Raw genomic sequence first — 21,514 nt, 5'->3', positions numbered from 1 at the left:
TCTACCCGAAGAGGTATTGTTCGGTATCAATGCGGATATAAAAAAAGCGCCTTTCGGCGCTTTTTTTGTGAAGCAGTGTAGGATTAACCGATGTATTCCAGACCGTTCATGTATGGACGCAGTACTTCAGGTACTTCGATGCGACCATCTGCCTGCTGGTAGTTTTCCAGCACGGCAACCAGCGTACGACCTACGGCCAGACCAGACCCGTTCAGGGTGTGAACCAGACGCGTTTTCTTGTCGGACTTGCTGCGGCAACGAGCCTGCATGCGGCGAGCCTGGAAATCCCAGACGTTAGAGCAAGAGGAGATCTCGCGGTAGGTATTCTGCGCTGGAACCCAGACTTCGAGGTCGTAGGTTTTGCATGCGCCGAAGCCCATATCACCGGTGCACAGAATGATTTTACGGTACGGCAGACCCAGCAATTGCAGGACTTTTTCCGCGTGACCGGTCATCTCTTCCAGCGCCGCCATAGAATCTTCTGGACGTACGATCTGCACCATCTCAACTTTGTCGAACTGGTGCATACGAATCAGACCACGGGTATCACGACCGTAGGAACCCGCTTCAGAGCGGAAGCACGGCGTGTGCGCGGTCATTTTGATCGGCAGATCGTCTTCGTCGATGATTTCATCGCGCACCAGGTTGGTCAGCGGCACTTCTGCCGTTGGGATCAGCGCGTAGTTGCTGCTGTCTGCTTCTTCTTCCAGCGGACGAGTATGGAACAGGTCGCCGGCAAATTTCGGCAGTTGACCGGTGCCGTACAGCGTGTCCTGGTTTACCAGGTAAGGCACATAGTTTTCGCTATAGCCGTGCTGTTCGGTGTGCAGATCCAGCATGAACTGCGACAGCGCGCGGTGCATACGGGCAATCTGGCCTTTCATCACGACAAAACGTGAACCGGTCAACTTAACGGCAGCGGCGAAGTCCAGCCCGCTGTGCATTTCACCCAGCGTAACGTGGTCGCGGATTTCGAAATCGAATTCACGCGGCGTGCCCCAGCGGCTAACTTCAACGTTGTCGTTTTCGTCACGGCCTACCGGTGCGTCGTCATGCGGGATGTTCGGGATAGTCAGCGCAATATCGCGAATCTCAGCCAGCAGAACATCCAGTTCTGATTTAGCGGCATCAAGTTGTTCGCCAAGCTTGTTCACTTCCAGGCGTAAAGGCTCAATGTCTTCCCCGCGTGCTTTCGCCTGGCCGATGGATTTCGATCGCGAGTTACGCTCTGCCTGCAGATTTTCAGTTTCTACCTGCAGTACTTTACGACGCTCTTCAAGAGCGCGAAGTTTATCTACATCCAGCTTAAAGCCCCGGCGTGCCAGTTTTTCTGCGACTGCGTCTGGCTCTGTACGCAGCAGATTGGGATCGAGCATGCTTATCCTATGCTTATCGAATTGAAAGTGGAGTATGCGACCACAGCCCGTGGTCGCAGAGGTACATCGACAACATTACCGCAACGACTGCACTAGCGGTAGCGTTTTGTGCGGCTATTTTGATCCTGTTCAGCGAGCCAGGCGAGCTTTTCGCCAATCTTGCCTTCAAGACCTCGGTTGGTCGGGTGATAGTAGCGCGTTTGTGCCATTTCGCTGGGGAAATACTCTTCACCAGCGGCGTAAGCATTTGGCTCGTCGTGGGCATAACGATATTCCTGCCCGTAGCCCATCTCTTTCATCAGTTTGGTTGGCGCGTTTCGCAGATGCACCGGTACGTCGTAATCCGGACGTTCGCGGGCATCGGCCATTGCTGCTTTAAAGGCGGTATAAACAGCGTTGCTTTTCGGTGCACAGGCCAGGTAAACAATCGCCTGCGCAATGGCCCGTTCCCCTTCCGCCGGACCAACGCGGGTAAAGCAGTCCCAGGCGGAAATCGCCACCTGCATCGCGCGCGGGTCAGCGTTGCCGACATCTTCTGAAGCAATGGCAAGGCAACGACGAGCAACATAGAGCGGATCGCCACCCGCGCTGATAATGCGGGCGTACCAGTAGAGCGCCGCGTCGGGCGCGCTGCCGCGTACCGATTTATGCAGCGCCGAAATCAGGTCATAAAAGCGGTCACCTTTGTTATCAAAGCGAGCGCTGCGTTCACCGGCAATTTCAGTCAAAAGCTGGGGCTGCAAGACGCGCTTGCCGGCATCATCCAGCTCCGCCATATCAGCCATCATTTCGAGCGTATTGAGCGCACGACGGGCATCGCCGTTGACCAATTCGGCAATCGCGCGGCGCGTGTCGTCCGGCAGAACAATATCCTGCCCGCCGTAGCCCCGTGCTTTGTCTTCCATGGCTTGAGTCAATACCTGTTCAATATCCTCGGTGGTCAGGGATTTCAGCAGATAGACACGGGCACGGGAGAGCAGCGCCGAGTTCAGCTCAAACGAGGGGTTTTCGGTGGTCGCACCAATAAAGGTGATGGTGCCGTCTTCAATATGCGGCAGGAAGGCATCCTGCTGGCTTTTGTTGAAGCGATGAACTTCATCTACAAATAGAATGGTTCGACGCCCAGCGTTGCGGTTCTGTCGGGCACGCTCGATGGCTTCACGAATCTCTTTCACTCCGGAGGTAACAGCAGAGATTCGCTCAACGTCGGCATTCGCGTAGCGAGCAATCACTTCCGCCAGCGTCGTTTTCCCCGTGCCCGGCGGCCCCCAAAGGATCATCGAATGCAGGTGTCCGGCTTCAATAGCGCGCGGCAGCGGCTTGCCGGCAGCCAGCAGATGCTGCTGGCCGATATACTGCGCTAAGTTTTCTGGCCGCATACGCGCGGCCAGAGGTTGGAAGGTATTATCAGAAAAATCGAGCGACAAATTGCCCACGCCTGCCTCTTACTTACGCTGATCGTCCACCGTCACGCCCTGCGGCGGTGTAAAGGTGAATTTAGACGCCTCTATCGCACCGTTCTGCTGCGATTTCAGTTGATAACTGCTGCGCTGATCGTCCTGTTCAATGGCGCTGAACTGATGAATCGTGCCATCACGACCAACGTTAATCGTAAATTTCTTCAGGTTGCCGTTGCTGCCGCGCGGCGTCAGCACAAAGTCATCACCGGTCTGCTGAATATTATACTGCTGCCAGTCGCTGGCCTGGTTGCGGGCAATCAGCATAAACGGCGTATTGCCCGTCGCATCTTTCAGCCAGGTAGCCGTCGCCTGTTCAACAAACGGGTTGTAGAACCACAGCGTTTTACCGTCAGACACCAGAATGCTTTCATCCGGCTGCGTCATGTGCCAGTTAAACAGGTTCGGACGTTTTACCCACAGATCGCCCTGGCCTTCCTGCACCGCGTTGCCGCTGCCGTCGGTCACTTTCTGGGTGAAGCTGGCGTGGAAGCTGCTCACTTTATCCAGACGGCTTTTCAGGTCGCCTGCGGCATCAGCCCATACGCTGCTGACAACAAAGCTGGAAAGTAATGCACACGTGATCGCGATCTTTTTCATTATTAATCCTTAAATAGCTTCATGCTCCCGGCAGGAGAGCCTCTGGCACTCACTCTAAGACTTCGCCCAGAGCGGTGACAGAAGAAAATACTGAATTCTGACTTATTTACCCATCTTTGCAATCAATCGAACGGCGGCGGTGCCAGCACCTCACGGTTGCCGTTGTGCCCCTGCTCGCTGACGATCCCCTGCGCTTCCATCTGTTCGATGATACGGGCTGCACGGTTGTAGCCAATGCGGAACTGGCGTTGTACGCCGGAGATTGATGCCTTGCGTTTCTGGGTCACAAAGTTGACCGCCTGATCGAACAGCGGATCCAACTCTTCGCCACCATCAAAGCCACCGCCGCCGCCTTCACTTTCGGTGTCGGAGGTAATGCCATCAACGTACTGCGGACGACCGCGAGCCTTCCAGTCCTGAACCACCGCATGCACTTCCTGGTCACGGACAAACGCCCCGTGAACGCGCACCGGGTTGTTGGAGTTAGGGCCAGCGTAGAGCATGTCACCCATTCCCAGCAGCGACTCAGCGCCGCCCTGGTCAAGAATGGTACGGGAGTCAATTTTACTCGAGACCGTAAACGCAATACGGGTTGGAATGTTGGCCTTGATAAGGCCGGTAATCACATCCACCGACGGACGCTGGGTTGCCAGAACCAGGTGGATACCCGCAGCACGCGCTTTCTGCGCCAGGCGGGCGATCAACTCTTCCACTTTCTTACCGACGGTCATCATCAGGTCGGCAAATTCATCAACCAGAACCACGATGTACGGCAGTTTTTCCAGAACCGGATGCGTCGCATCCATGCTGTCGCCCGGTTTCCAGTATGGATCCGGAATTGGACGGCCCATGCGCGCCGCTTCAGCAATTTTATCGTTATAGCCAGCAAGATTTCGCACGCCAAGCGCCGACATCAGTTTGTAGCGACGTTCCATTTCGTTGACGCTCCAGCGCAGGGCGTTGGCAGCATCCTTCATGTCGGTTACCACTTCAGTCAACAGATGCGGGATCCCTTCGTAGACCGAGAGTTCCAGCATTTTCGGGTCGATCATGATGAAACGTACGTCCTCAGGCTGCGCTTTGTAGAGCATGCTGAGGATCATGGCGTTCACGCCGACGGACTTACCGGAGCCTGTTGTACCAGCAACCAGCAGGTGTGGCATCTTGGCGAGGTCAGCAACCACCGGCTCACCGGCAATATCTTTACCCAGCACCACGGTCAACGGTGATGGGTTATCACGGAATTTGTCGCAGTCGAGCACTTCGCGCAGGTAAACGGTCTGACGCTTTTTGTTCGGCAGTTCCAGGCCAACATACGGTTTACCCGGAATCACTTCCACCACCCGTACCGCAACGGTCGAGAGAGATCGCGCGAGATCTCGTGACAGGTTAGAAATTCGTGCCGCCTTCACGCCAGGCGCCAGATTCAGCTCGAAACGGGTGATAACCGGGCCCGGAGAGTAGTTCACGACGTCCGCTTTAATGCGGTAATCGGCCAGACGAGTCTCAACCAGACGCGCCATCTGTTCCAGCGCGAAGGTGTCTACCGGCTCCACTTCCGTTGGCGGCGGAGTTAACAGATCTAACGAAGGCAGCGGCGTCGTCGGCTTCTGCAGCGGACGATCGTCGCCGTTACGCATGAGCAGCGGGTGAATCAGACTCTCCTGCGGCGTTACCGGCTGATGCACAGGCTGCTGTTGTGGCGGCTGCGCAAATTGCTGCTGAGGCTGATGATAGCCTTGTGCATGCTGCGGCGGCTGCTGATGGCCCTGAGCATACTGTGATGGCTGCTGCGGTTGAGACGGCGGCGTAACGGTAGGTTCCGGCATCACGCTCGGCGTGAACAATGGTGCCCTCGGCGTATCATCCACCAGAGTTTTCATCGGTGAGAATTCAAAATCGTCGAGAGAGAACGGATGCGCCCCTTCCGGTTGTTCGCTGGCGTAACGGTTCTGCTGAGATGCCGCAAACTGGCGTGCCAGTTCCGCTTCGGCTGCCGTATCCGCATCATCGTCGTCAGACACGAAATCATCATGACTTTCCGTTTCACCGTAACGCTGCTGCTGCGAGGCGGCAAACTGGCGAGCCAGTGCATCCTGCTGCATGGCATCGGCTTCATCGTCGGTCATTGGGTTGCTATCATCATGCTGATAACGTTCTGCCTCGCGAGCCGCCCGCTCTTCTGCCATCCGCTGGGAAGGCAGCTTAATACCATAAGATGCGAGCTCACGGCGCGTGGGTACACGGACTCGGTTAGGACGCGGCAGCTGTGGACCAATGCCCTCTTTAACCTGCGCACGCGGCCCTTCGGCAGGGCTAAACAGCGGTGCAGAGGCAGCCACCGCGGCGGCAGTTCCAGCAACGGCTGCTGCATGGCGTACGCTCGCGGCCACCGGAGCGACAGCGGCGGAAGGTTCTGGCGCAGAAACGGGAATAGACGGTGCAGAGGACGCGCGTTGTTCCATCGGCGCCAGCGGTTCTGGGATCGGTTGATACCATGCTGCCAGCTGTTCACGTTCGCGCGCGCGTTTCTCTTCTACTTCTTCGAAGTAGTACAACGGCGGGCGGTGCGCAGGCTTAACTTCTCCCTCTACAACAGGTTCCGGTTCAGCAACGGGAGCAGGTGTAACCTGCTGTTCGTTCAGATAATCCGGCTCAGCGGAGTATGGCTGCTCGTAAGCTGGCTGCTGCGGCTGAGCATACTGCGGCTGCTCGTAAACAGGCTGCTGCGGTTGAGCGTATTGCGGCTGCTCGTAAGCTGGCTGCTGCGGCTGAGCGTATTGCGGCTGCTCGTAAGCTGGCTGCTGCGGCTGAGCATATTGCGGCTGCTCGTAAGCAGGCTGCTGCGGTTGAGCATACTGCGGCTGCTCGTAAGCAGACTGCTGCGGTTGAGCATACTGCGGCTGCTCGTAAGCAGGCTGCTGCGGTTGAGCATATTGCGGCTGCTCGTAAGCAGGCTGCTGCGGTTGAGCATATTGCGGCTGCTGTACTGGCGGCCACCCTTCCGGCGCTGGCGCAATTACGGGGTCAACCGTGGTGGGTGCCGGAACGGCCTGCCATTCAACGGCGGGGGTTGGCACCGGCTGTTCGCTCACTGAAGGGGCTGCTAGCGCAGGCTCGGCTACCCAGGCAGCCGCCCCCGTCGCCGCAACGGCTTCCGTAACAGAATGACCATTCAGCAGCGGATCGTATTCATCATACCCTGCGGCACGGGTGGCGCTAGCGCCAGAGAACAGCACGTCATCAGGATCTACCTGCGCGGCATAGCCAGCGGCTTCAGGCTCATCCATACGACGGCCCGAAAACAGCGCTTCATCCGTTTTGCGGCCCATCGGGTTAGCGAATTTTTCGGCAATACGCTTACGGCGAGCCAGTGCCCCACGTAAGATGCGCGCACGACGAGATTCACGCGACGCTTTCTGCGTCTCCTCGCCGTCGTCTTCATATTCGTCTTCTTCTTCGTACTCGTCTTCATCGACCCAGGTATCGTCACGGCGGGTTCGGTTGCTGGCGAACGTCAGAATGTTGAGGATCCAACTGCCCATTTTCTCGGCGATGCTGACCCACGACCAGCCGGTAAAGAGCGTCAGGCCTGCGGCCCAGATGCAGAGCAGTGCGATGGTCCCGCCGCTGCTGTGCAACATTGGCTGCAGCGCGGTGCTGAGCAGGCTACCAATCACGCCGCCGGAGGCAAAGTACCAGATGTCATCCGCGTTTATCGCCGCGAGGCCGCATGAGGTAAGAATGATGGCCAGTACGCCAATCAGGCGCAGCGAGACGGCGAAGTAGTCGATGTACTCTTCGCTTGAACGGTGCCGCCAGGCAAACCAGCAGCCACCAACAATAATCACCGGTATGGTGTACGCCATCACGCCAAAAATGAAGAACAGCGTGTCAGCCAGCCATGCGCCGGAAGCACCACACAAATTGTGGATGGGTTCGTGCCAGGCCGTTTGTGACCAGCTAGGATCGGAAGGATTGAAGCTCAGTAGTGCAGCCATTAACCAGATGGCAAAAATGGCGCATAAAAGTAGTAACGCCTCAAGGAGCCGGCGTCCGCTGCTGAGTTTTGTGAGTTTGACTTCTTTGTCTTCTGTATATTCCTGGCTCAAGAAAGGCTCTCCAGGTGCCAAATGCTAAAACGGACAACAGTGCCAGATTGCGCCGACACTGTTGCTGTATGGATTAACAGGAGTGTAATCAAACTACGCTGATTTTGCACCTGTTCCGTTTTAGCGGGTCTTAATTACCAGACGATTACTCTGCTTGACCTCTTCCATGACGACGTAAGTACGAGTGTCGTTTACGCCTGGCAGGCGCAGCAGGGTCTCGCCAAGAAGCTTACGATAAGCTGACATGTCAGGTACACGGGTTTTCAACAGATAGTCGAAATCACCGGATACTAAGTGACATTCTTGAATTTCTTCAAGTTTTTGCACAGCGGCGTTAAATTGTTCAAACACGTCCGGCGCACCGCGATTCAGAGTAATCTCAACGAATACCAGCAGCGATGCATCCAGGTAATGCGGGTTTAACAGCGCGGTATAGCCCTGAATAAACCCCTGTCGTTCCAGACGACGTACGCGCTCAAGGCACGGGGTCGGAGAAAGTCCTACTCTTTTGGAAAGCTCGACGTTCGAAATACGCCCATCTTTTTGCAGTTCATTGAGAATGTTGCGGTCGATGCGGTCGAGATCTTTGCCAGGGCGTTTTTTACTATCTACCATTATTATTGTCTCTCTGTATTCCTTCCCTACTCCTGTCTTGACTCTGTGCACTTCACTGTTCAGAGCCTTCTCCCGATTTCAATGCGCCGTTGTTGCTGCAACGACGAATATCCCAGGGTATGTGTATGAGAAGCCCGGCGCCTCACGGCCACCCTCCGACATCACGTATGACGTCTGTCCACACCATACGTAGATTTCAGTGATCCGGGTAAAAATGGTATTTGCGTGCATGAAAATTCACCACACGCGAAACACTGCTTTTCTTCTTCCTTGAATGTTGTCGCAAAAGCACAGGGGATTGTCAAAGCAAAACATCTTTTTTTAGTACAACATGCCACATATTCATGAATCCTGGGTCCGGTTTCACATGTAATCATCTTATAATCATGAGCCTGGCAGTAGAAATAGTTATATTTATTGATGTTAAAATAGACAATCAATCGACTCATCCTATTACACATATCGTTAACAAAATCGCTATGCCCTTTTTTTACGCCTACAAATTCCCTACAATCGCGAACAATGTCTGCCAACAATTATGGGGATCTCATGGGCACGGCCAAACACAGTAAGTTGTTAATCCTTGGTTCTGGACCTGCGGGATACACCGCTGCGGTCTATGCTGCACGCGCAAACCTGCAACCGGTCCTGATTACCGGGCTGGAAAAAGGCGGTCAGCTGACCACCACCACCGAAGTCGAAAACTGGCCGGGCGATCCTAGCGACCTGACCGGTCCGCTGCTGATGGAGCGCATGCACGAGCATGCAACGAAGTTTGAGACCGAAATTATTTTCGATCATATCCACAGCGTGGATCTGCAAAACCGTCCGTTTCGCCTGACCGGCGACAGCGGTGAGTACACCTGTGACGCGTTAATCATCGCGACCGGTGCCTCTGCTCGCTATCTGGGACTTCCGTCAGAAGAAGCATTCAAAGGCCGCGGCGTTTCTGCCTGCGCGACCTGCGATGGTTTCTTCTACCGTAACCAGAAAGTCGCGGTTATCGGCGGTGGTAACACCGCGGTTGAAGAAGCGCTGTATCTGTCCAACATCGCCTCAGAAGTGCATCTGATTCACCGTCGTGATTCATTCCGCGCGGAAAAAATTCTGATCAAGCGTCTGATGGATAAAGTGGAAAGCGGCAATATCGTGCTGCACACCCATCGTACGCTGGAAGAAGTCACCGGTGACCAGATGGGCGTAAGCGGTCTGCGTCTGCGTTCTACCGAAAACGAAGAAATTGAATCGCTGGACGTAGCGGGTCTGTTCGTGGCTATCGGCCACAGCCCAAATACTGCCATCTTCGAAGGTCAACTGGCGCTGGAAAACGGCTACATCAAAGTGCAGTCCGGCATTCACGGCAACGCAACCCAGACCAGCATCCCTGGCGTGTTCGCCGCGGGCGATGTAATGGACCACATTTACCGTCAGGCAATCACCTCCGCAGGCACCGGCTGTATGGCCGCGCTGGATGCTGAGCGCTATCTCGACGGTCTGGCTGACGCTTGCAAATAACCTTTACAAGTCAGTAACAAAAGTAAAAAAGGCGACGATAAGTCGCCTTTATTTTTTCTGCGATGTAACATTGCCGCGCCTATAACTGAAACCATTATCCATAAGCACCTGCTAAGCGCCCAATGAATAAAAGTCGCCAACAAGAACTCACCCGCTGGCTCAAACAGCAAAGCGTCCTGTCACGCCGCTGGTTGATGACCTCCCGTCTGCTCGGCTTCGTTAGCGGTGTCTTGATCATCGCCCAGGCCTGGTTCCTTGCCCGCATTCTCCACCATATGATTATGGAGAACATCCCGCGAGAAGCGTTGCTGCTGCCGTTTATCCAACTGGTGCTGATCTTTATCCTGCGCGCCTGGGTGGTCTGGCTGCGCGAGCGCGTCGGTTTTCACGCCGGGCAGCAGATTCGATTTGAAATCCGCCGTCAGGTGCTCGACCGCCTTCAACAGGCCGGTCCAGCCTGGATTCAGGGAAAGCCTGCCGGTAGCTGGGCGACGCTTATTCTCGAACAAATCGATGACATGCACGATTACTACGCCCGCTACCTGCCGCAGATGGCGTTAGCGGCCTGCGTTCCCCTGCTTATCGTCGTTGCGATTTTCCCTTCAAACTGGGCTGCGGCGCTTATTCTGCTGGTCACCGCGCCGCTGATCCCGCTGTTTATGGCGTTGGTTGGCATGGGCGCTGCCGATGCCAACCGCCGTAACTTCCTGGCGCTCGCGCGCCTGAGTGGGCACTTCCTTGACCGTCTGCGAGGTATGGATACGCTGCGTATCTTTGGCCGCGGCGAAGCGGAAACGGAAAATATTCGCGAGGCATCGCAAGATTTCCGCCATCGTACGATGGAAGTGCTGCGCCTGGCCTTCCTCTCCTCCGGCGTGCTGGAGTTCTTTACCTCGCTCTCCATTGCGCTGGTCGCGGTCTACTTCGGCTTCTCATATCTCGGCGAGCTAAACTTCGGCAGTTACGGCACCGCAGTGACGCTCTCTTCCGGTTTCCTGGCGCTGATCCTGGCCCCTGAGTTCTTCCAGCCGCTGCGTGATTTAGGCACCTTCTATCACGCTAAAGCACAGGCCGTTGGCGCCGCCGACAGCCTGAAAACGTTCCTCGAAGCGCCGCTGGCGCATCCTGAACAGGGCGACCAGACGCTGGACACCAGCGAACCTGTCACGCTTTGTGCCAAAGACCTGTTTATCACCTCGCCAGAAGGCAAAATGCTGGTAGGACCGCTGAACTTCACGCTCAGCGCCGGTCAACGCGCTGTGCTGGTAGGTCTGAGCGGCTCCGGCAAAAGCTCGCTGCTGAACGCGCTGGCGGGGTTCTTACCCTACACTGGGTCGCTGAAAGTGAACGGCGTCGAATTACGCAACCTTCACCCTGAAGGCTGGCGCCGCATGATGAGCTGGGTTGGGCAAAACCCGCAGCTCCCAGCGTCCACGCTGCGCGAGAACGTGCTGCTCGGCAATCCTGATGCCAGTGAACAACAGCTGCAGCAGGCGCTGGATAAAGCCTGGGTGAGCGAATTCCTACCACAGCTACCTGATGGTATCGACACCGTCGTGGGTGAACAGGCCGCACGTCTGTCCGTCGGTCAGGCCCAGCGCGTCGCCGTGGCCCGCGCCCTGCTCGCCCCCTGCCGTTTACTACTGCTGGATGAACCTGCCGCCAGCCTGGATGCCCACAGCGAACAGCGCGTCATGCAGGCGTTAACCGAAGCCTCAACCCAGCAAACCACGCTGATGGTAACCCACCAGCTTGAAGGCCTTACCGAGTGGGACGCTATCTGGGTAATGGAGAACGGTCAGATTATTGAGCAGGGAACGTATCAGCAGTTGGTTGATGCTAACGGCGTCTTCACAAGCCTATTGGCCAGCCGTCAGGAGGAGATCTAAATGCGCGCACTGTTACCTTATCTGGCGCTTTATAAACGTCACAAGTGGCTATTGAGCCTGGGCGTTATTCTGGCGATTGTCACGCTGTTAGCCAGCATTGGCTTGCTCACCCTTTCCGGCTGGTTCCTCTCGGCCTCTGCGGTAGTCGGGTTTGCGGGTGCTTACACCTTCAACTACATGCTGCCTGCTGCTGGCGTGCGCGGTGCGGCGATTATTCGTACCGCTGGGCGCTACTTTGAACGCCTGGTCAGCCACGATGCAACCTTCCGCGTCTTGCAGCATTTACGCGTGTTCACCTTCAGTAAACTGCTGCCGCTCTCTCCTGCCGGACTGGCACGCTTTCGTCAGGGTGAACTGCTCAACCGCATGGTGGCCGACGTCGATACGCTCGATCACCTCTATCTACGCGTCATTTCACCGTTGGTCGGTGCACTGGTGGTCATTCTGGTTGTCACCGCAGGACTTAGCCTGTTGGACGTTGGCCTGGCGCTGACGCTCGGCGGCATTATGCTGGCCACGCTCATTATCCTGCCGCCGCTGTTCTACCGCGCCGGGAAACCTACCGGTGAGCAGTTGACGACCCTGCGTGGTCAGTATCGTCAGCAGCTTACCGGTTGGCTGCAAGGCCAGGCTGAACTGACGATTTTTAACGCCAGCCAGCACTATCGCAAACAGATGGAACAAACTGAGCTCAACTGGCACGACGCCCAGCGCCGTCAGTCGGAACTCACCGCGCTTTCTCAGGCTCTGATGCTGTTGATTGGCGGTGTGGCGGTGGTCTCCATGCTGTGGCTCGCCGCAGGTGGCGTTGGCACCAACAGCCAGCCAGGTGCACTGATTGCGCTCTTTGTTTTCTGTGCGCTGGCGGCCTTTGAGGCGCTCGCACCGGTCACCGGCGCGTTCCAGCACCTTGGGCAGGTCATCGCCTCGGCGCTGCGTATCAGCCAGATTATCGAACAGCAGCCAGAAGTCACTTTCCCAGAGCAGGCCGTAGCGCGACCACAGCAGGTGGCACTGACGCTGAACCAAGTGTCCTTCACCTACCCGCAGCAGACGCAGCCAGCGCTGGATAACCTTACGCTGTCTATCTCCGCTGGCGAACATATTGCGATCCTTGGCCGAACCGGCTGTGGTAAATCAACGCTGCTTCAGCTGCTCACCCGCGCCTGGGACCCTCAGCAGGGCGAGATTCAACTTAACGGCACACCGCTTTGTCAGTTTGATGAGCAGACGCTTCGTCAGACCGTCAGCCTGGTACCACAGCGCGTACATCTGTTCAGCGCCACGCTTCGCGACAACCTGCTGTTAGCGAAGCCTGACGCCCGCGATGAAGAGCTCAGCGATGTGCTACACCGTACCGGTCTTGAGAAGCTGCTTGAAGATACCGGTCTGAATAGCTGGCTTGGTGAAGGCGGCCGTCAGCTCTCCGGCGGCGAGCTTCGTCGTTTGGGGATTGCGCGTGCGCTGTTGCATGATGCGCCGCTGATGATGCTGGACGAACCCACAGAGGGGCTAGATGCCACAACCGAGAGCCAGATCCTTGAACTGCTGGCCGACGTGATGCGCCATAAAACGCTGCTGATGGTGACTCACCGCCTGCGCGGACTGGCGAGATTTAATCAGATTATTGTCATGGACAACGGGCAAATAATTGAGCAAGGTAATCATACAGAACTGCTGGCAAAACAAGGTCGTTACTACCAGTTTAAACAGCGCCTGTAGACTATGATTAGTTAACTCTGTTTCGTGAGGTCATCGCGACATGCGCCTTGTCCAGCTTTCTCGACACTCGATCGCTTTCCCCTCTCCTGAGGGCGCATTACGTGAACCAAACGGACTGCTCGCGCTGGGGGGCGATCTCGGCCCCGCGCGCCTGCTGATGGCCTATCAGCGCGGTATCTTTCCGTGGTTTTCTCCAGGCGACCCCATCCTGTGGTGGTCACCGGATCCCCGCGCCGTGCTGTGGCCTGAACAGTTTCACCTCAGCCGCAGTATGAAGCGATTCCATAAAACCTCTCCCTACCGCGTGACGATAAACTATGCCTTCAGCGACGTGCTCGCCGGCTGTGCGCAGGATCGTAACGAAGGTACCTGGATTACCACCAGTATCAGTCAGGCCTATCACCGGCTGCACGAGCTTGGTCATGCGCACTCCATCGAGGTGTGGCAGGAGAATACGCTCGTAGGCGGCATGTACGGCGTTGCAATGGGCGAACTGTTCTGCGGTGAGTCAATGTTCAGCCGCGCGGAGAACGCTTCCAAAACGGCGCTGTACGTCTTCTGTGAGGCATTCAGCCAGGCGGGTGGAAAATTAATCGATTGTCAGGTATTAAATAGCCATACCGCCTCACTAGGCGCCGTAGAAATACCCCGTCGAGATTATCTTGAGCATCTTGATACTCTGCGCGTACAACCCCTCTCCGATAAGTTCTGGGTGCCCAGAGCGCTCTTTTTACCTGAAGCGTAAATGATTTCAGCACAATTCCCAGCAGGATGATATAATTGCCAACGAGAGTCGCTTCTGCCTTTTACCCCGCCGACGTTTGGGAATCATTCGAGTCAGATAACGCCCACGTTTATCCTGCTGTTTCCAGCCTGGTTCGTGCCCATCACACGATGCATTTGTGTGGTGAAAGGGTAATGCGCAAAAACGACTTTCGCCGATTAAGACGGACAATTCTTTACTTACTTGATGAACTTCGGCATTATCTTGCCGGTTCAAATTACGGTAGTGATACCCCAGAGGATTAGATGGCCAAAGAAGACAATATTGAAATGCAGGGTACCGTTCTTGATACGTTACCTAATACCATGTTCCGCGTAGAACTGGAAAACGGGCACGTGGTTACTGCACATATCTCCGGTAAAATGCGCAAAAACTACATCCGTATCCTGACGGGCGACAAAGTGACTGTTGAGCTGACCCCGTACGACCTGAGCAAAGGCCGCATTGTCTTCCGTAGTCGCTAATCTCCGCAGATAATGAGCGTCTGGCGCTACTTTCGCCGAGCGCTATTTGCCGAATATTAATGCCTCGCTTATTGCGGGGCATTTTTTTGCCTTTCGCCTATCACTTCAAAAATTGTGCGTTTCGGTTTACGCGATTTTTGCCAGTGATGATGCTCGCGCAGCCCTTCCGCTGACTCTTCTGCCACCGCGCGTAGCTCATCGCTATCCGCTTCATGACGCAGCTGATGATCGGCATTTTTAACCCACAAAAACTGATGACCTTTATGTCCGGCCATGAGTTGGCCTGAGAATAACGCGCAGGTGAGTAAAATCACCGATAACAATTTTGAAAACATTATGCCACCGCTTGGTTATATTCTGCCTCCATCATGCCAACCCTTACGTCTGGTTATTATCTAACTGTTCAAATTTGCGCAAATGGAATGTCAGCTAAACAACGAAGATGGCGCATAAAAAAACCGAGCTGTTGTCAGCTCGGTTTTTGTTTTTTACCGCAAGCGATTAACGTTAATGCGCTGCTTCTGGCTTGTGCTTCTGCGCACTCTGGAAGCCGTAAGTCAGCTCGTTCTTCTCGTTGTCGAGCGCCACGGTGACCTGGCCGCCGTCAACCAGCGAGCCAAACAGCAGTTCGTTGGCCAGCGGTTTTTTCAGGTTGTCCTGAATCACACGCGCCATAGGACGCGCCCCCATCGCACGGTCGTAGCCTTTCTCGGCCAGCCAGTTGCGGGCCTCCTGGCTGACTTCCAGCGACACGCCTTTTTGATCCAGTTGAACCTGCAGCTCGACGATGAACTTGTCCACCACCTGATGGATAACGTCGGTCGACAGATGATCGAACCAGATAATATTGTCCAGACGGTTACGGAACTCTGGCGTAAAGATCTTTTTGATCTCTTCCATCGCGTCGGTGCTGTTGTCCTGCTGGATAAGGCCAATCGATTTGCGCTCGGTTTCACGTACGCCGGCGTTGGTGGTCATCACCAGCACCACGTTACGGAAATCGGCTTTACGACCGTTGTTATCCGTCAGCGTGCCGTTGTCCATCACCTGCAGCAGCAGGTTAAAGACGTCCGGGTGCGCTTTTTCGATTTCGTCCAGCAGCAGTACCGCATGCGGATGTTTGATAACCGCATCGGTCAACAGGCCGCCCTGGTCAAAACCAACGTACCCCGGAGGCGCACCGATAAGGCGGCTCACCGTATGGCGTTCCATATACTCGGACATATCAAAACGCAGCAGCTCAATGCCCATCGCCTTCGCCAACTGGACGGTCACTTCTGTTTTACCTACCCCTGTCGGGCCAGCAAACAGGAAGGAGCCCACCGGACGATGATCGTGGCCGAGGCCCGCGCGGCTCATCTTAATGGCTTCGGTCAACGCATCGATGGCATTATCCTGGCCGAATACCAGCATTTTCAGGCGATTGCCGAGATTTTTCAGCGTATCGCGATCGCTCTGGGAAACGCTTTTCTCCGGGATACGCGCAATACGCGCAACCACGGATTCAATATCCGCCACGTTGATCGTTTTCTTACGCTTGCTCACAGGCATCAGACGGGCGCGGGCGCCTGCCTCATCAATCACGTCAATGGCCTTATCCGGCAGATGACGATCGTTGATGTATTTCACCGCCAGCTCCACCGCCGCACGCACCGCTTTCGCGGTATAGCGGACGTCGTGGTGCGCTTCGTATTTCGGTTTCAGGCCGTTCAGAATCTGCACGGTCTCTTCGACCGACGGCTCGGTAATATCGATTTTCTGGAAACGACGCGCCAGCGCCCTGTCCTTCTCAAAGATATTGCTGAACTCCTGGTAGGTGGTAGAGCCCATCACGCGAATCTTGCCGCTGGAGAGCAGCGGTTTAATCAGGTTAGCGGCATCCACCTGTCCACCCGACGCGGCACCCGCACCGATAATGGTGTGGATTTCGTCGATGAACAGAATGCTGTTGGTGTCCTGCTCTAACTGCTTGAGCAGTGCCTTAAAGCGTTTTTCGAAATCGCCGCGATACTTGGTGCCCGCCAGCAGCGAACCAATATCGAGCGAGTAGATAGTGCAGTCGGCCATGATTTCCGGCACGTCGCCGCGCACAATGCGCCATGCGAGGCCTTCGGCAATCGCCGTTTTACCCACGCCAGATTCACCCACCAGCAGCGGGTTATTCTTACGGCGACGGCACAGCACCTGAATAGCACGTTCCAGCTCTTTATCGCGGCCAATCAGCGGGTCAATTCCCCCGACGCGAGCAAGCTGATTAAGATTGGTGGTGAAGTTTTCCATACGTTCCTCCCCGCCTGCTTGCTCTTCGTTAGTTTGCTGATTCCCGGAATCAGAAGGCTGGCTTGGCTCGTCTTTACGCGTGCCGTGAGAGATGAAGTTCACCACGTCGAGACGGCTGACTTCATGTTTACGCAGAAGATACGCGGCCTGCGACTCCTGCTCGCTGAAAATCGCCACAAGGACGTTAGCACCGGTCACTTCGCTACGCCCAGAAGATTGGACGTGGAAGACCGCGCGCTGCAGAACACGCTGGAAGCTGAGCGTCGGTTGCGTTTCGCGCTCTTCTTCACTGACCGGCAGTACCGGCGTGGTTTGTTCGATGAAGGCTTCGAGTTCCTGACGCAGCGCCACCAAATCGACCGAGCACGCTTCCAGCGCTTCACGGGCTGATGGGTTGCTAAGCAGAGCCAGCAACAGATGCTCGACGGTCATAAACTCGTGACGGTGCTCGCGCGCTCTGGCGAAAGCCATGTTTAAACTGAGTTCCAGTTCTTGATTGAGCATAGGCACCTCCCCCAATTTTCATGCCTGTATCAGGCTTGTTCCAGCGTACACAACAGTGGATGCTCGTTCTCCCTCGCGTACTGATTCACCATGGCAACTTTGGTCTCGGCGACTTCTGCCGTAAAGACACCACAAATTGCTTTACCTTGATAGTGAACCGTTAGCATCAGTTGTGTTGCGCGTTCTACATCATAAGAAAAGAATTTTTGTAACACGTCAATAACAAACTCCATCGGAGTGTAATCATCATTGACCAATATCACTTTATACATCGATGGGGGTTTAAGCCCATCCTGAAGTTTATCTGCCGAAAGCTGGTCGAAGTCCAGCCAGTCTCTGGTCTTACTCATTGTCAGTCATCATTGTGGGTGTCATCTCTTGCTGCTGACGAGTCTGTTTGCACATTAGCGCACCGTATTATTCACGGAAATAATGACACATTTTCCGTCAACAGCGCCGCCATTCATTCCTGTGCATACATGTCCTAAATCTACTGTAGATCATAGATAGCTATCACCTATAGCTGTCATTCGCGAACTCTGTCACATTCCCGTCAATAGCGTTAACTGCTTCAAATTTTGACGCATTTTCCCCCTTCGGCCTCCTTCAAACGCTTGACGCACTGTGCGAAATATCTACATTGTACTGGCGAGAGTTGGTGAGGTTTTGAACAACTCCTGACTCCACCACCGGTTCATTCCATCTACTTATAAACGTATAATAGTGTTACGAAGGATGTCGAAGTATGGAAATGGGTACTGTTAAGTGGTTCAACAATGCCAAAGGGTTCGGATTCATTTGCCCGGAAGGCGGTGGCGAGGACATCTTCGCCCATTACTCCACCATCCAGATGGATGGGTACAGAACGTTAAAAGCCGGGCAATCCGTCCAGTTTGATGTCCACGAGGGGCCGAAAGGTAATCATGCAAGCGTGATTATCCCTCTGGAAGCAGAAACAGCCGCCTAGTGACTGCCCCATTGTGTACATCCCGCTGTCAAAATGCCAGTCCTTCTGACTGGCATTTTTTCATTTATTTTGCGTTTATTCTCGCGCCAGTGCATCAACCGGATCGAGCCTTGCCGCGTTGCGTGCAGGAAGCCAACCAAACAGCACGCCGGTCAGCGTCGAGCAGACAAATGCCGTCAGCAGCGCCAGCGGCGAGAAGCCAATTTCCCATCCCGGCAGCACCAGCTGTAGCAGAAGCGCAATCATCATCGACAGCGCGACGCCAATCGCACCGCCGACCAGACAGACCAGAATCGCCTCTATCAGGAACTGCTGCAGCACGTTGCTCGCCCGCGCCCCAACGGCCATACGAATACCGATTTCCCGGGTACGTTCCGTCACCGACACCAGCATGATATTCATTACGCCAATACCGCCAACCACCAGCGAGATAACAGCCACCAGCGTTAAGAACAGCTGTAATGTATGTGTGGTGCGTTCCGCCGTTTTCAAGACGCTGTCCATGTTCCAGACGAAGAAATCTTTTTTGCCGTGCCGCAGGTTTAACAACCGGGTGAGCTGCTCTTCAGCAATGCTGCTGTCGTAACCTTCTTTCACCCTGACGGTAATCGAGTTAAGCCAGGACTGCCCCATGACTCGCCCGGACATAGTGGAGTAAGGCAGCCAGACGCGGAGTATTTTGCTGCTGCCAAACATCGACTGCTTTTCATCCGCCACACCAATCACCGTTGCCGGCATATTGCCCACAAGAATCACTTCGCCCACGACGCTGGCCTTATTCGGGAACAGCTGGCGACGGGTGTTACTGTCGAGCACCACAACCTGCGAACGTTCAGCGGCCTGCACGTCGTTAAAGGTATTCCCCTCACTGAACGTCATACCGTAGACGTTAAAATAGTGCTGCCCAATGCCCTGAACGCTGGCGGCAACGTCAATGTTGCCAGCCCTGACGCGCAGGTTTTTTGACACTGAAGGCGTGACTGAGCTGACCCACGACTGCTTTTCAATCGCCAGCAGGTCGTCGTATTTCAGCGACTGCTGATACTGCGGATCGTCATCACCGAAATCTTTCCCCGGATAGACGTCAATGGTATTGGTGCCGATGGCGCGGATATCGGCCAGCACCATCTGCTTAGCCGCATCGCCCACCACGACGATAGAGACCACCGAGGCAATGCCGATAATAATGCCAAGCATAGTCAGCAGCGTACGCATCTTGTTGGCGACCATCGCGCGCCAGGCCATCGATAACGCTTCACGGAAACTGTTGCTGAACTGCCGCCAACCGGACGCGTCCTGTGCCGCTGGCTCGCGGGCTGCCGCCGCGGTCTGACGCGCTGGCGGGTTACGAATAATTTCCCCGTCGCGAATCTCAATCACCCGCTCAGCCTGCGCAGCAACCTGCGGGTCGTGGGTAACGATAATAACCGTGTGGCCCTGCTCTTTAAGCTGATGCAGTATTGCCATCACCTCTTCACCCGAACGGGTATCAAGCGCGCCGGTCGGTTCATCGGCGAGGATCACCTGGCCGCCGTTCATCAACGCGCGGGCGATACTCACGCGCTGCTGTTGACCGCCAGAAAGCTGTGATGGCGCGTAGTCCACGCGATCGGCAAGCCCAAGGCGCTGCAATAGCTGTCTGGCGCGATCAAGGCGGGCTTTGCGTTCCATGCCAGCATACACGGCAGGCACTTCAACATTCTGCGCCGCCGTAAGGTGAGACAGCAGATGATAGCGCTGGAAGATAAAGCCAAAATGCTCGCGCCGCAGCGCCGCCAAAGCGTCACTATCAAGCGTTGCGACATCGACCCCGGCAACCCGATAGGTGCCGCTCGTGGGCTTATCAAGGCAACCGAGAATATTCATCAGGGTCGATTTTCCAGAGCCAGAGGCCCCGACTATCGCCACCATTTCACCGGCGTTGATCTGCAGGGAGATCCCCTTCAACACATCGACGCTGCCGTCACCAGACGGGTAGCTTCGGCGAATGCCACTGAGTTCAAGCAGCGCGGTCATTTTACCGCCCCGGCTTTACCTTCTCCGATAATGACCTCATCCCCTTCTTCCAGCCCTTTAGCAATTTCAACGTCGGTGTCATTACGCGCGCCAATGACCACCTCACGCGTTTTCACTTCGCCATTACGCAGCAGGCGCACGTTATAGCGGTTTTCACCGACGCTATCGCCGAGTGCGGAAAGCGGGATAGTCAGTACATCGTTTACGCCACTCAGTTGGATATGCACCTGAGCCGTCATATCAAGACGCAGCACCGCCTGCGGGTTAGGGACTTCAAAACGGGCATAATAGAAGATGGCGTCGTTGACCTTTTCCGGGGTAGGCAGAATATCTTTTAGCGTGCCCTCATAGCGGGTCATTGGGTCGCCAAGTACCGTAAACCAGGCTTTCTGACCCGGTTTGAGATGAATAACGTCAGCTTCGGACACCTGAGCTTTAACCAACATCGTACGGAGATCCGCCAGCGTCAGAATATTAGGAGCCTGCTGGGCCGCGATAACCGTCTGTCCCTGTAAGGTGGTAATCTGCGTCACTTCGCCCGCCATCGGCGCCACAATGCGCGTGTAATCGAGGTTGGTTTTTGCGGTATCAAGAGAAGCCTGGTTACGCTTAATCTGCGCGTCAATCGTGCCTATTTGCGCCTTTTTAACCGCCATTTCGGTGGCTGCGGTATCGAGATCCTGACGTGAAACCGCCTGGGTTTTTGCCAGCTGCTGCTGACGTGAAAAGGTCACGCTTGCCAGCTTCCATTCGGCTTCCGCTTGCTGGCGCTGCGCCCGCAGCTCCATCAACGTCGCTTCCACCTCTTTTATCTGGTTCTGCGCCTGCTCCGGGTCGATAACCCCCAATAGCTGGTCTTTCACCACTTTGTCGCCGATATTCACCGACAGCGTTTTCAACTGACCGCTCACCTGCGCGCCGACGTCCACTTTGCGCAGCGCATCGAGTTTACCGGTGGCCAATACGCTTTGTTCAAGAGAGCCCTTGCGAACAATCAACGTCTGGTAGTTGGGTAATGGCGCATTCAGCGTTTTCCAGACCGCTACCATAGCGATAACCACGACGATAGCCGCGATCGCATAGCGTTTTTTAAACTTTCCCTTGATGTTCATAAAAATCCTGAATTCCCCAGTGTATTCGACAGAATGTAAAAGCAAGCGTAAACCAAAGATAAACAACTTCTAAAGAAACCTAAGATTTATCTGATGATTGA

At 55.2% G+C, this 21,514-nt stretch carries 16 protein-coding genes and 1 pseudogene; 7 read left to right on the top strand and 10 right to left on the bottom strand.

Features of this window, described 5'->3' with window-relative positions:
* Positions 1 to 83: 83 nt before the first annotated feature.
* From serS to lrp, 5 genes are all read right to left on the bottom strand, one after another.
* Complete coding sequence (gene serS, locus RDN66_RS18790) at positions 84 to 1,376, bottom strand: serine--tRNA ligase (protein ID WP_035892448.1); 1,293 nt, start codon at positions 1,374 to 1,376, stop codon at positions 84 to 86.
* A 92-nt stretch (positions 1,377 to 1,468) separates the two neighbouring features.
* Positions 1,469 to 2,812, bottom strand: coding sequence for a replication-associated recombination protein RarA (gene rarA, locus RDN66_RS18785; protein ID WP_115074624.1), 1,344 nt, complete (start codon positions 2,810 to 2,812; stop codon positions 1,469 to 1,471).
* 9 nt (positions 2,813 to 2,821) lie between these two features.
* Positions 2,822 to 3,433 (bottom strand): outer membrane lipoprotein chaperone LolA, encoded by a 612-nt coding sequence (gene lolA / locus RDN66_RS18780; RefSeq protein ID WP_035896350.1) that lies wholly within the window; start codon positions 3,431 to 3,433, stop codon positions 2,822 to 2,824.
* Between the two features lie 122 nt (positions 3,434 to 3,555).
* Complete coding sequence (locus tag RDN66_RS18775; RefSeq protein ID WP_308538106.1) at positions 3,556 to 7,545, bottom strand: DNA translocase FtsK 4TM domain-containing protein; 3,990 nt, start codon at positions 7,543 to 7,545, stop codon at positions 3,556 to 3,558.
* A 120-nt stretch (positions 7,546 to 7,665) separates the two neighbouring features.
* A complete protein-coding gene (lrp, locus tag RDN66_RS18770) occupies positions 7,666 to 8,160 on the bottom strand; it encodes a leucine-responsive transcriptional regulator Lrp (protein WP_000228469.1) in 495 nt (164 codons plus the stop codon).
* 549 nt (positions 8,161 to 8,709) lie between these two features.
* Here lrp and trxB point away from each other — a divergent pair.
* The 6 genes and pseudogenes from trxB (at position 8,710) to infA (ending at position 14,534) form a co-directional block, all read left to right on the top strand.
* A complete protein-coding gene (gene trxB / locus RDN66_RS18765; RefSeq protein ID WP_202216142.1) occupies positions 8,710 to 9,675 on the top strand; it encodes a thioredoxin-disulfide reductase in 966 nt (321 codons plus the stop codon).
* A gap of 122 nt (positions 9,676 to 9,797) precedes the next feature.
* Positions 9,798 to 11,564, top strand: coding sequence for a cysteine/glutathione ABC transporter permease/ATP-binding protein CydD (cydD, locus tag RDN66_RS18760; protein ID WP_202216143.1), 1,767 nt, complete (start codon positions 9,798 to 9,800; stop codon positions 11,562 to 11,564).
* Positions 11,565 to 13,286 (top strand): cysteine/glutathione ABC transporter ATP-binding protein/permease CydC, encoded by a 1,722-nt coding sequence (gene cydC / locus RDN66_RS18755; protein WP_202216144.1) that lies wholly within the window; start codon positions 11,565 to 11,567, stop codon positions 13,284 to 13,286.
* A 40-nt stretch (positions 13,287 to 13,326) separates the two neighbouring features.
* Positions 13,327 to 14,031 carry a leucyl/phenylalanyl-tRNA--protein transferase gene (gene aat / locus RDN66_RS18750; protein WP_202216145.1) on the top strand — a complete coding sequence of 235 codons (705 nt, stop codon included), beginning with the start codon at positions 13,327 to 13,329 and terminating at the stop codon, positions 14,029 to 14,031.
* A 201-nt stretch (positions 14,032 to 14,232) separates the two neighbouring features.
* Positions 14,233 to 14,388: pseudogene (locus RDN66_RS24345) on the top strand (hypothetical protein); the annotation flags it as partial.
* A complete protein-coding gene (infA, locus tag RDN66_RS18745; RefSeq protein ID WP_002211347.1) occupies positions 14,316 to 14,534 on the top strand; it encodes a translation initiation factor IF-1 in 219 nt (72 codons plus the stop codon). The pseudogene RDN66_RS24345 and the gene infA, both read left to right, overlap by 73 nt.
* A 68-nt stretch (positions 14,535 to 14,602) precedes the next feature.
* Here the strand turns inward: infA and RDN66_RS18740 are convergent, their stop codons facing one another.
* The 3 genes from RDN66_RS18740 to clpS form a co-directional block, all read right to left on the bottom strand.
* A complete protein-coding gene (locus tag RDN66_RS18740; protein WP_308538105.1) occupies positions 14,603 to 14,869 on the bottom strand; it encodes a DUF2554 family protein in 267 nt (88 codons plus the stop codon).
* Positions 14,870 to 15,041: 172 nt separating this feature from the next.
* The gene (gene clpA, locus RDN66_RS18735) at positions 15,042 to 17,318 is read right to left on the bottom strand and encodes an ATP-dependent Clp protease ATP-binding subunit ClpA (RefSeq protein WP_035896357.1); all 2,277 of its coding nucleotides are present in this window, start codon (positions 17,316 to 17,318) and stop codon (positions 15,042 to 15,044) included.
* 29 nt (positions 17,319 to 17,347) lie between these two features.
* Positions 17,348 to 17,668 carry an ATP-dependent Clp protease adapter ClpS gene (clpS, locus tag RDN66_RS18730; RefSeq protein WP_035896358.1) on the bottom strand — a complete coding sequence of 107 codons (321 nt, stop codon included), beginning with the start codon at positions 17,666 to 17,668 and terminating at the stop codon, positions 17,348 to 17,350.
* A gap of 395 nt (positions 17,669 to 18,063) precedes the next feature.
* Between clpS and cspD the strand changes: the two genes are divergently transcribed.
* Complete coding sequence (gene cspD / locus RDN66_RS18725; RefSeq protein ID WP_035896359.1) at positions 18,064 to 18,285, top strand: cold shock-like protein CspD; 222 nt, start codon at positions 18,064 to 18,066, stop codon at positions 18,283 to 18,285.
* Between the two features lie 75 nt (positions 18,286 to 18,360).
* Here cspD and macB read toward each other — a convergent pair whose 3' ends face one another.
* On the bottom strand, positions 18,361 to 20,301 hold the full coding sequence (macB, locus tag RDN66_RS18720) for a macrolide ABC transporter ATP-binding protein/permease MacB (RefSeq protein WP_308538104.1): 1,941 nt from the start codon (positions 20,299 to 20,301) through the stop codon (positions 18,361 to 18,363).
* Positions 20,298 to 21,413: a macrolide transporter subunit MacA gene (gene macA, locus RDN66_RS18715; RefSeq protein WP_202216147.1), complete on the bottom strand. Its 1,116-nt coding sequence runs from the start codon at positions 21,411 to 21,413 to the stop codon at positions 20,298 to 20,300. Before macA ends, macB begins: the two co-directional genes overlap by 4 nt.
* Positions 21,414 to 21,514 lie beyond the last annotated feature (101 nt).

It is taken from the genome of uncultured Kluyvera sp. (assembly GCF_902485085.1).
GTDB lineage: Bacteria > Pseudomonadota > Gammaproteobacteria > Enterobacterales > Enterobacteriaceae > Kluyvera > Kluyvera ascorbata.
Note: the sequence above shows the minus strand (reverse complement) of the source record. Positions and strands in the feature narration are given on the sequence as shown.

Coding starts and splice junctions, on each gene's coding strand:
- serS (WP_035892448.1), bottom strand. CDS start 1,376: ATGCTCGATCCCAATCTGCTGCGTACAGAGCCAGACGCAGTCGCAGAA.
- lolA (WP_035896350.1), bottom strand. CDS start 3,433: ATGAAAAAGATCGCGATCACGTGTGCATTACTTTCCAGCTTTGTTGTC.
- lrp (WP_000228469.1), bottom strand. CDS start 8,160: ATGGTAGATAGTAAAAAACGCCCTGGCAAAGATCTCGACCGCATCGAC.
- trxB (WP_202216142.1), top strand. CDS start 8,710: ATGGGCACGGCCAAACACAGTAAGTTGTTAATCCTTGGTTCTGGACCT.
- cydD (WP_202216143.1), top strand. CDS start 9,798: ATGAATAAAAGTCGCCAACAAGAACTCACCCGCTGGCTCAAACAGCAA.
- cydC (WP_202216144.1), top strand. CDS start 11,565: ATGCGCGCACTGTTACCTTATCTGGCGCTTTATAAACGTCACAAGTGG.
- aat (WP_202216145.1), top strand. CDS start 13,327: ATGCGCCTTGTCCAGCTTTCTCGACACTCGATCGCTTTCCCCTCTCCT.
- infA (WP_002211347.1), top strand. CDS start 14,316: ATGGCCAAAGAAGACAATATTGAAATGCAGGGTACCGTTCTTGATACG.
- RDN66_RS18740 (WP_308538105.1), bottom strand. CDS start 14,869: ATGTTTTCAAAATTGTTATCGGTGATTTTACTCACCTGCGCGTTATTC.
- clpA (WP_035896357.1), bottom strand. CDS start 17,318: ATGCTCAATCAAGAACTGGAACTCAGTTTAAACATGGCTTTCGCCAGA.
- clpS (WP_035896358.1), bottom strand. CDS start 17,668: ATGAGTAAGACCAGAGACTGGCTGGACTTCGACCAGCTTTCGGCAGAT.
- cspD (WP_035896359.1), top strand. CDS start 18,064: ATGGAAATGGGTACTGTTAAGTGGTTCAACAATGCCAAAGGGTTCGGA.
- macB (WP_308538104.1), bottom strand. CDS start 20,301: ATGACCGCGCTGCTTGAACTCAGTGGCATTCGCCGAAGCTACCCGTCT.
- macA (WP_202216147.1), bottom strand. CDS start 21,413: ATGAACATCAAGGGAAAGTTTAAAAAACGCTATGCGATCGCGGCTATC.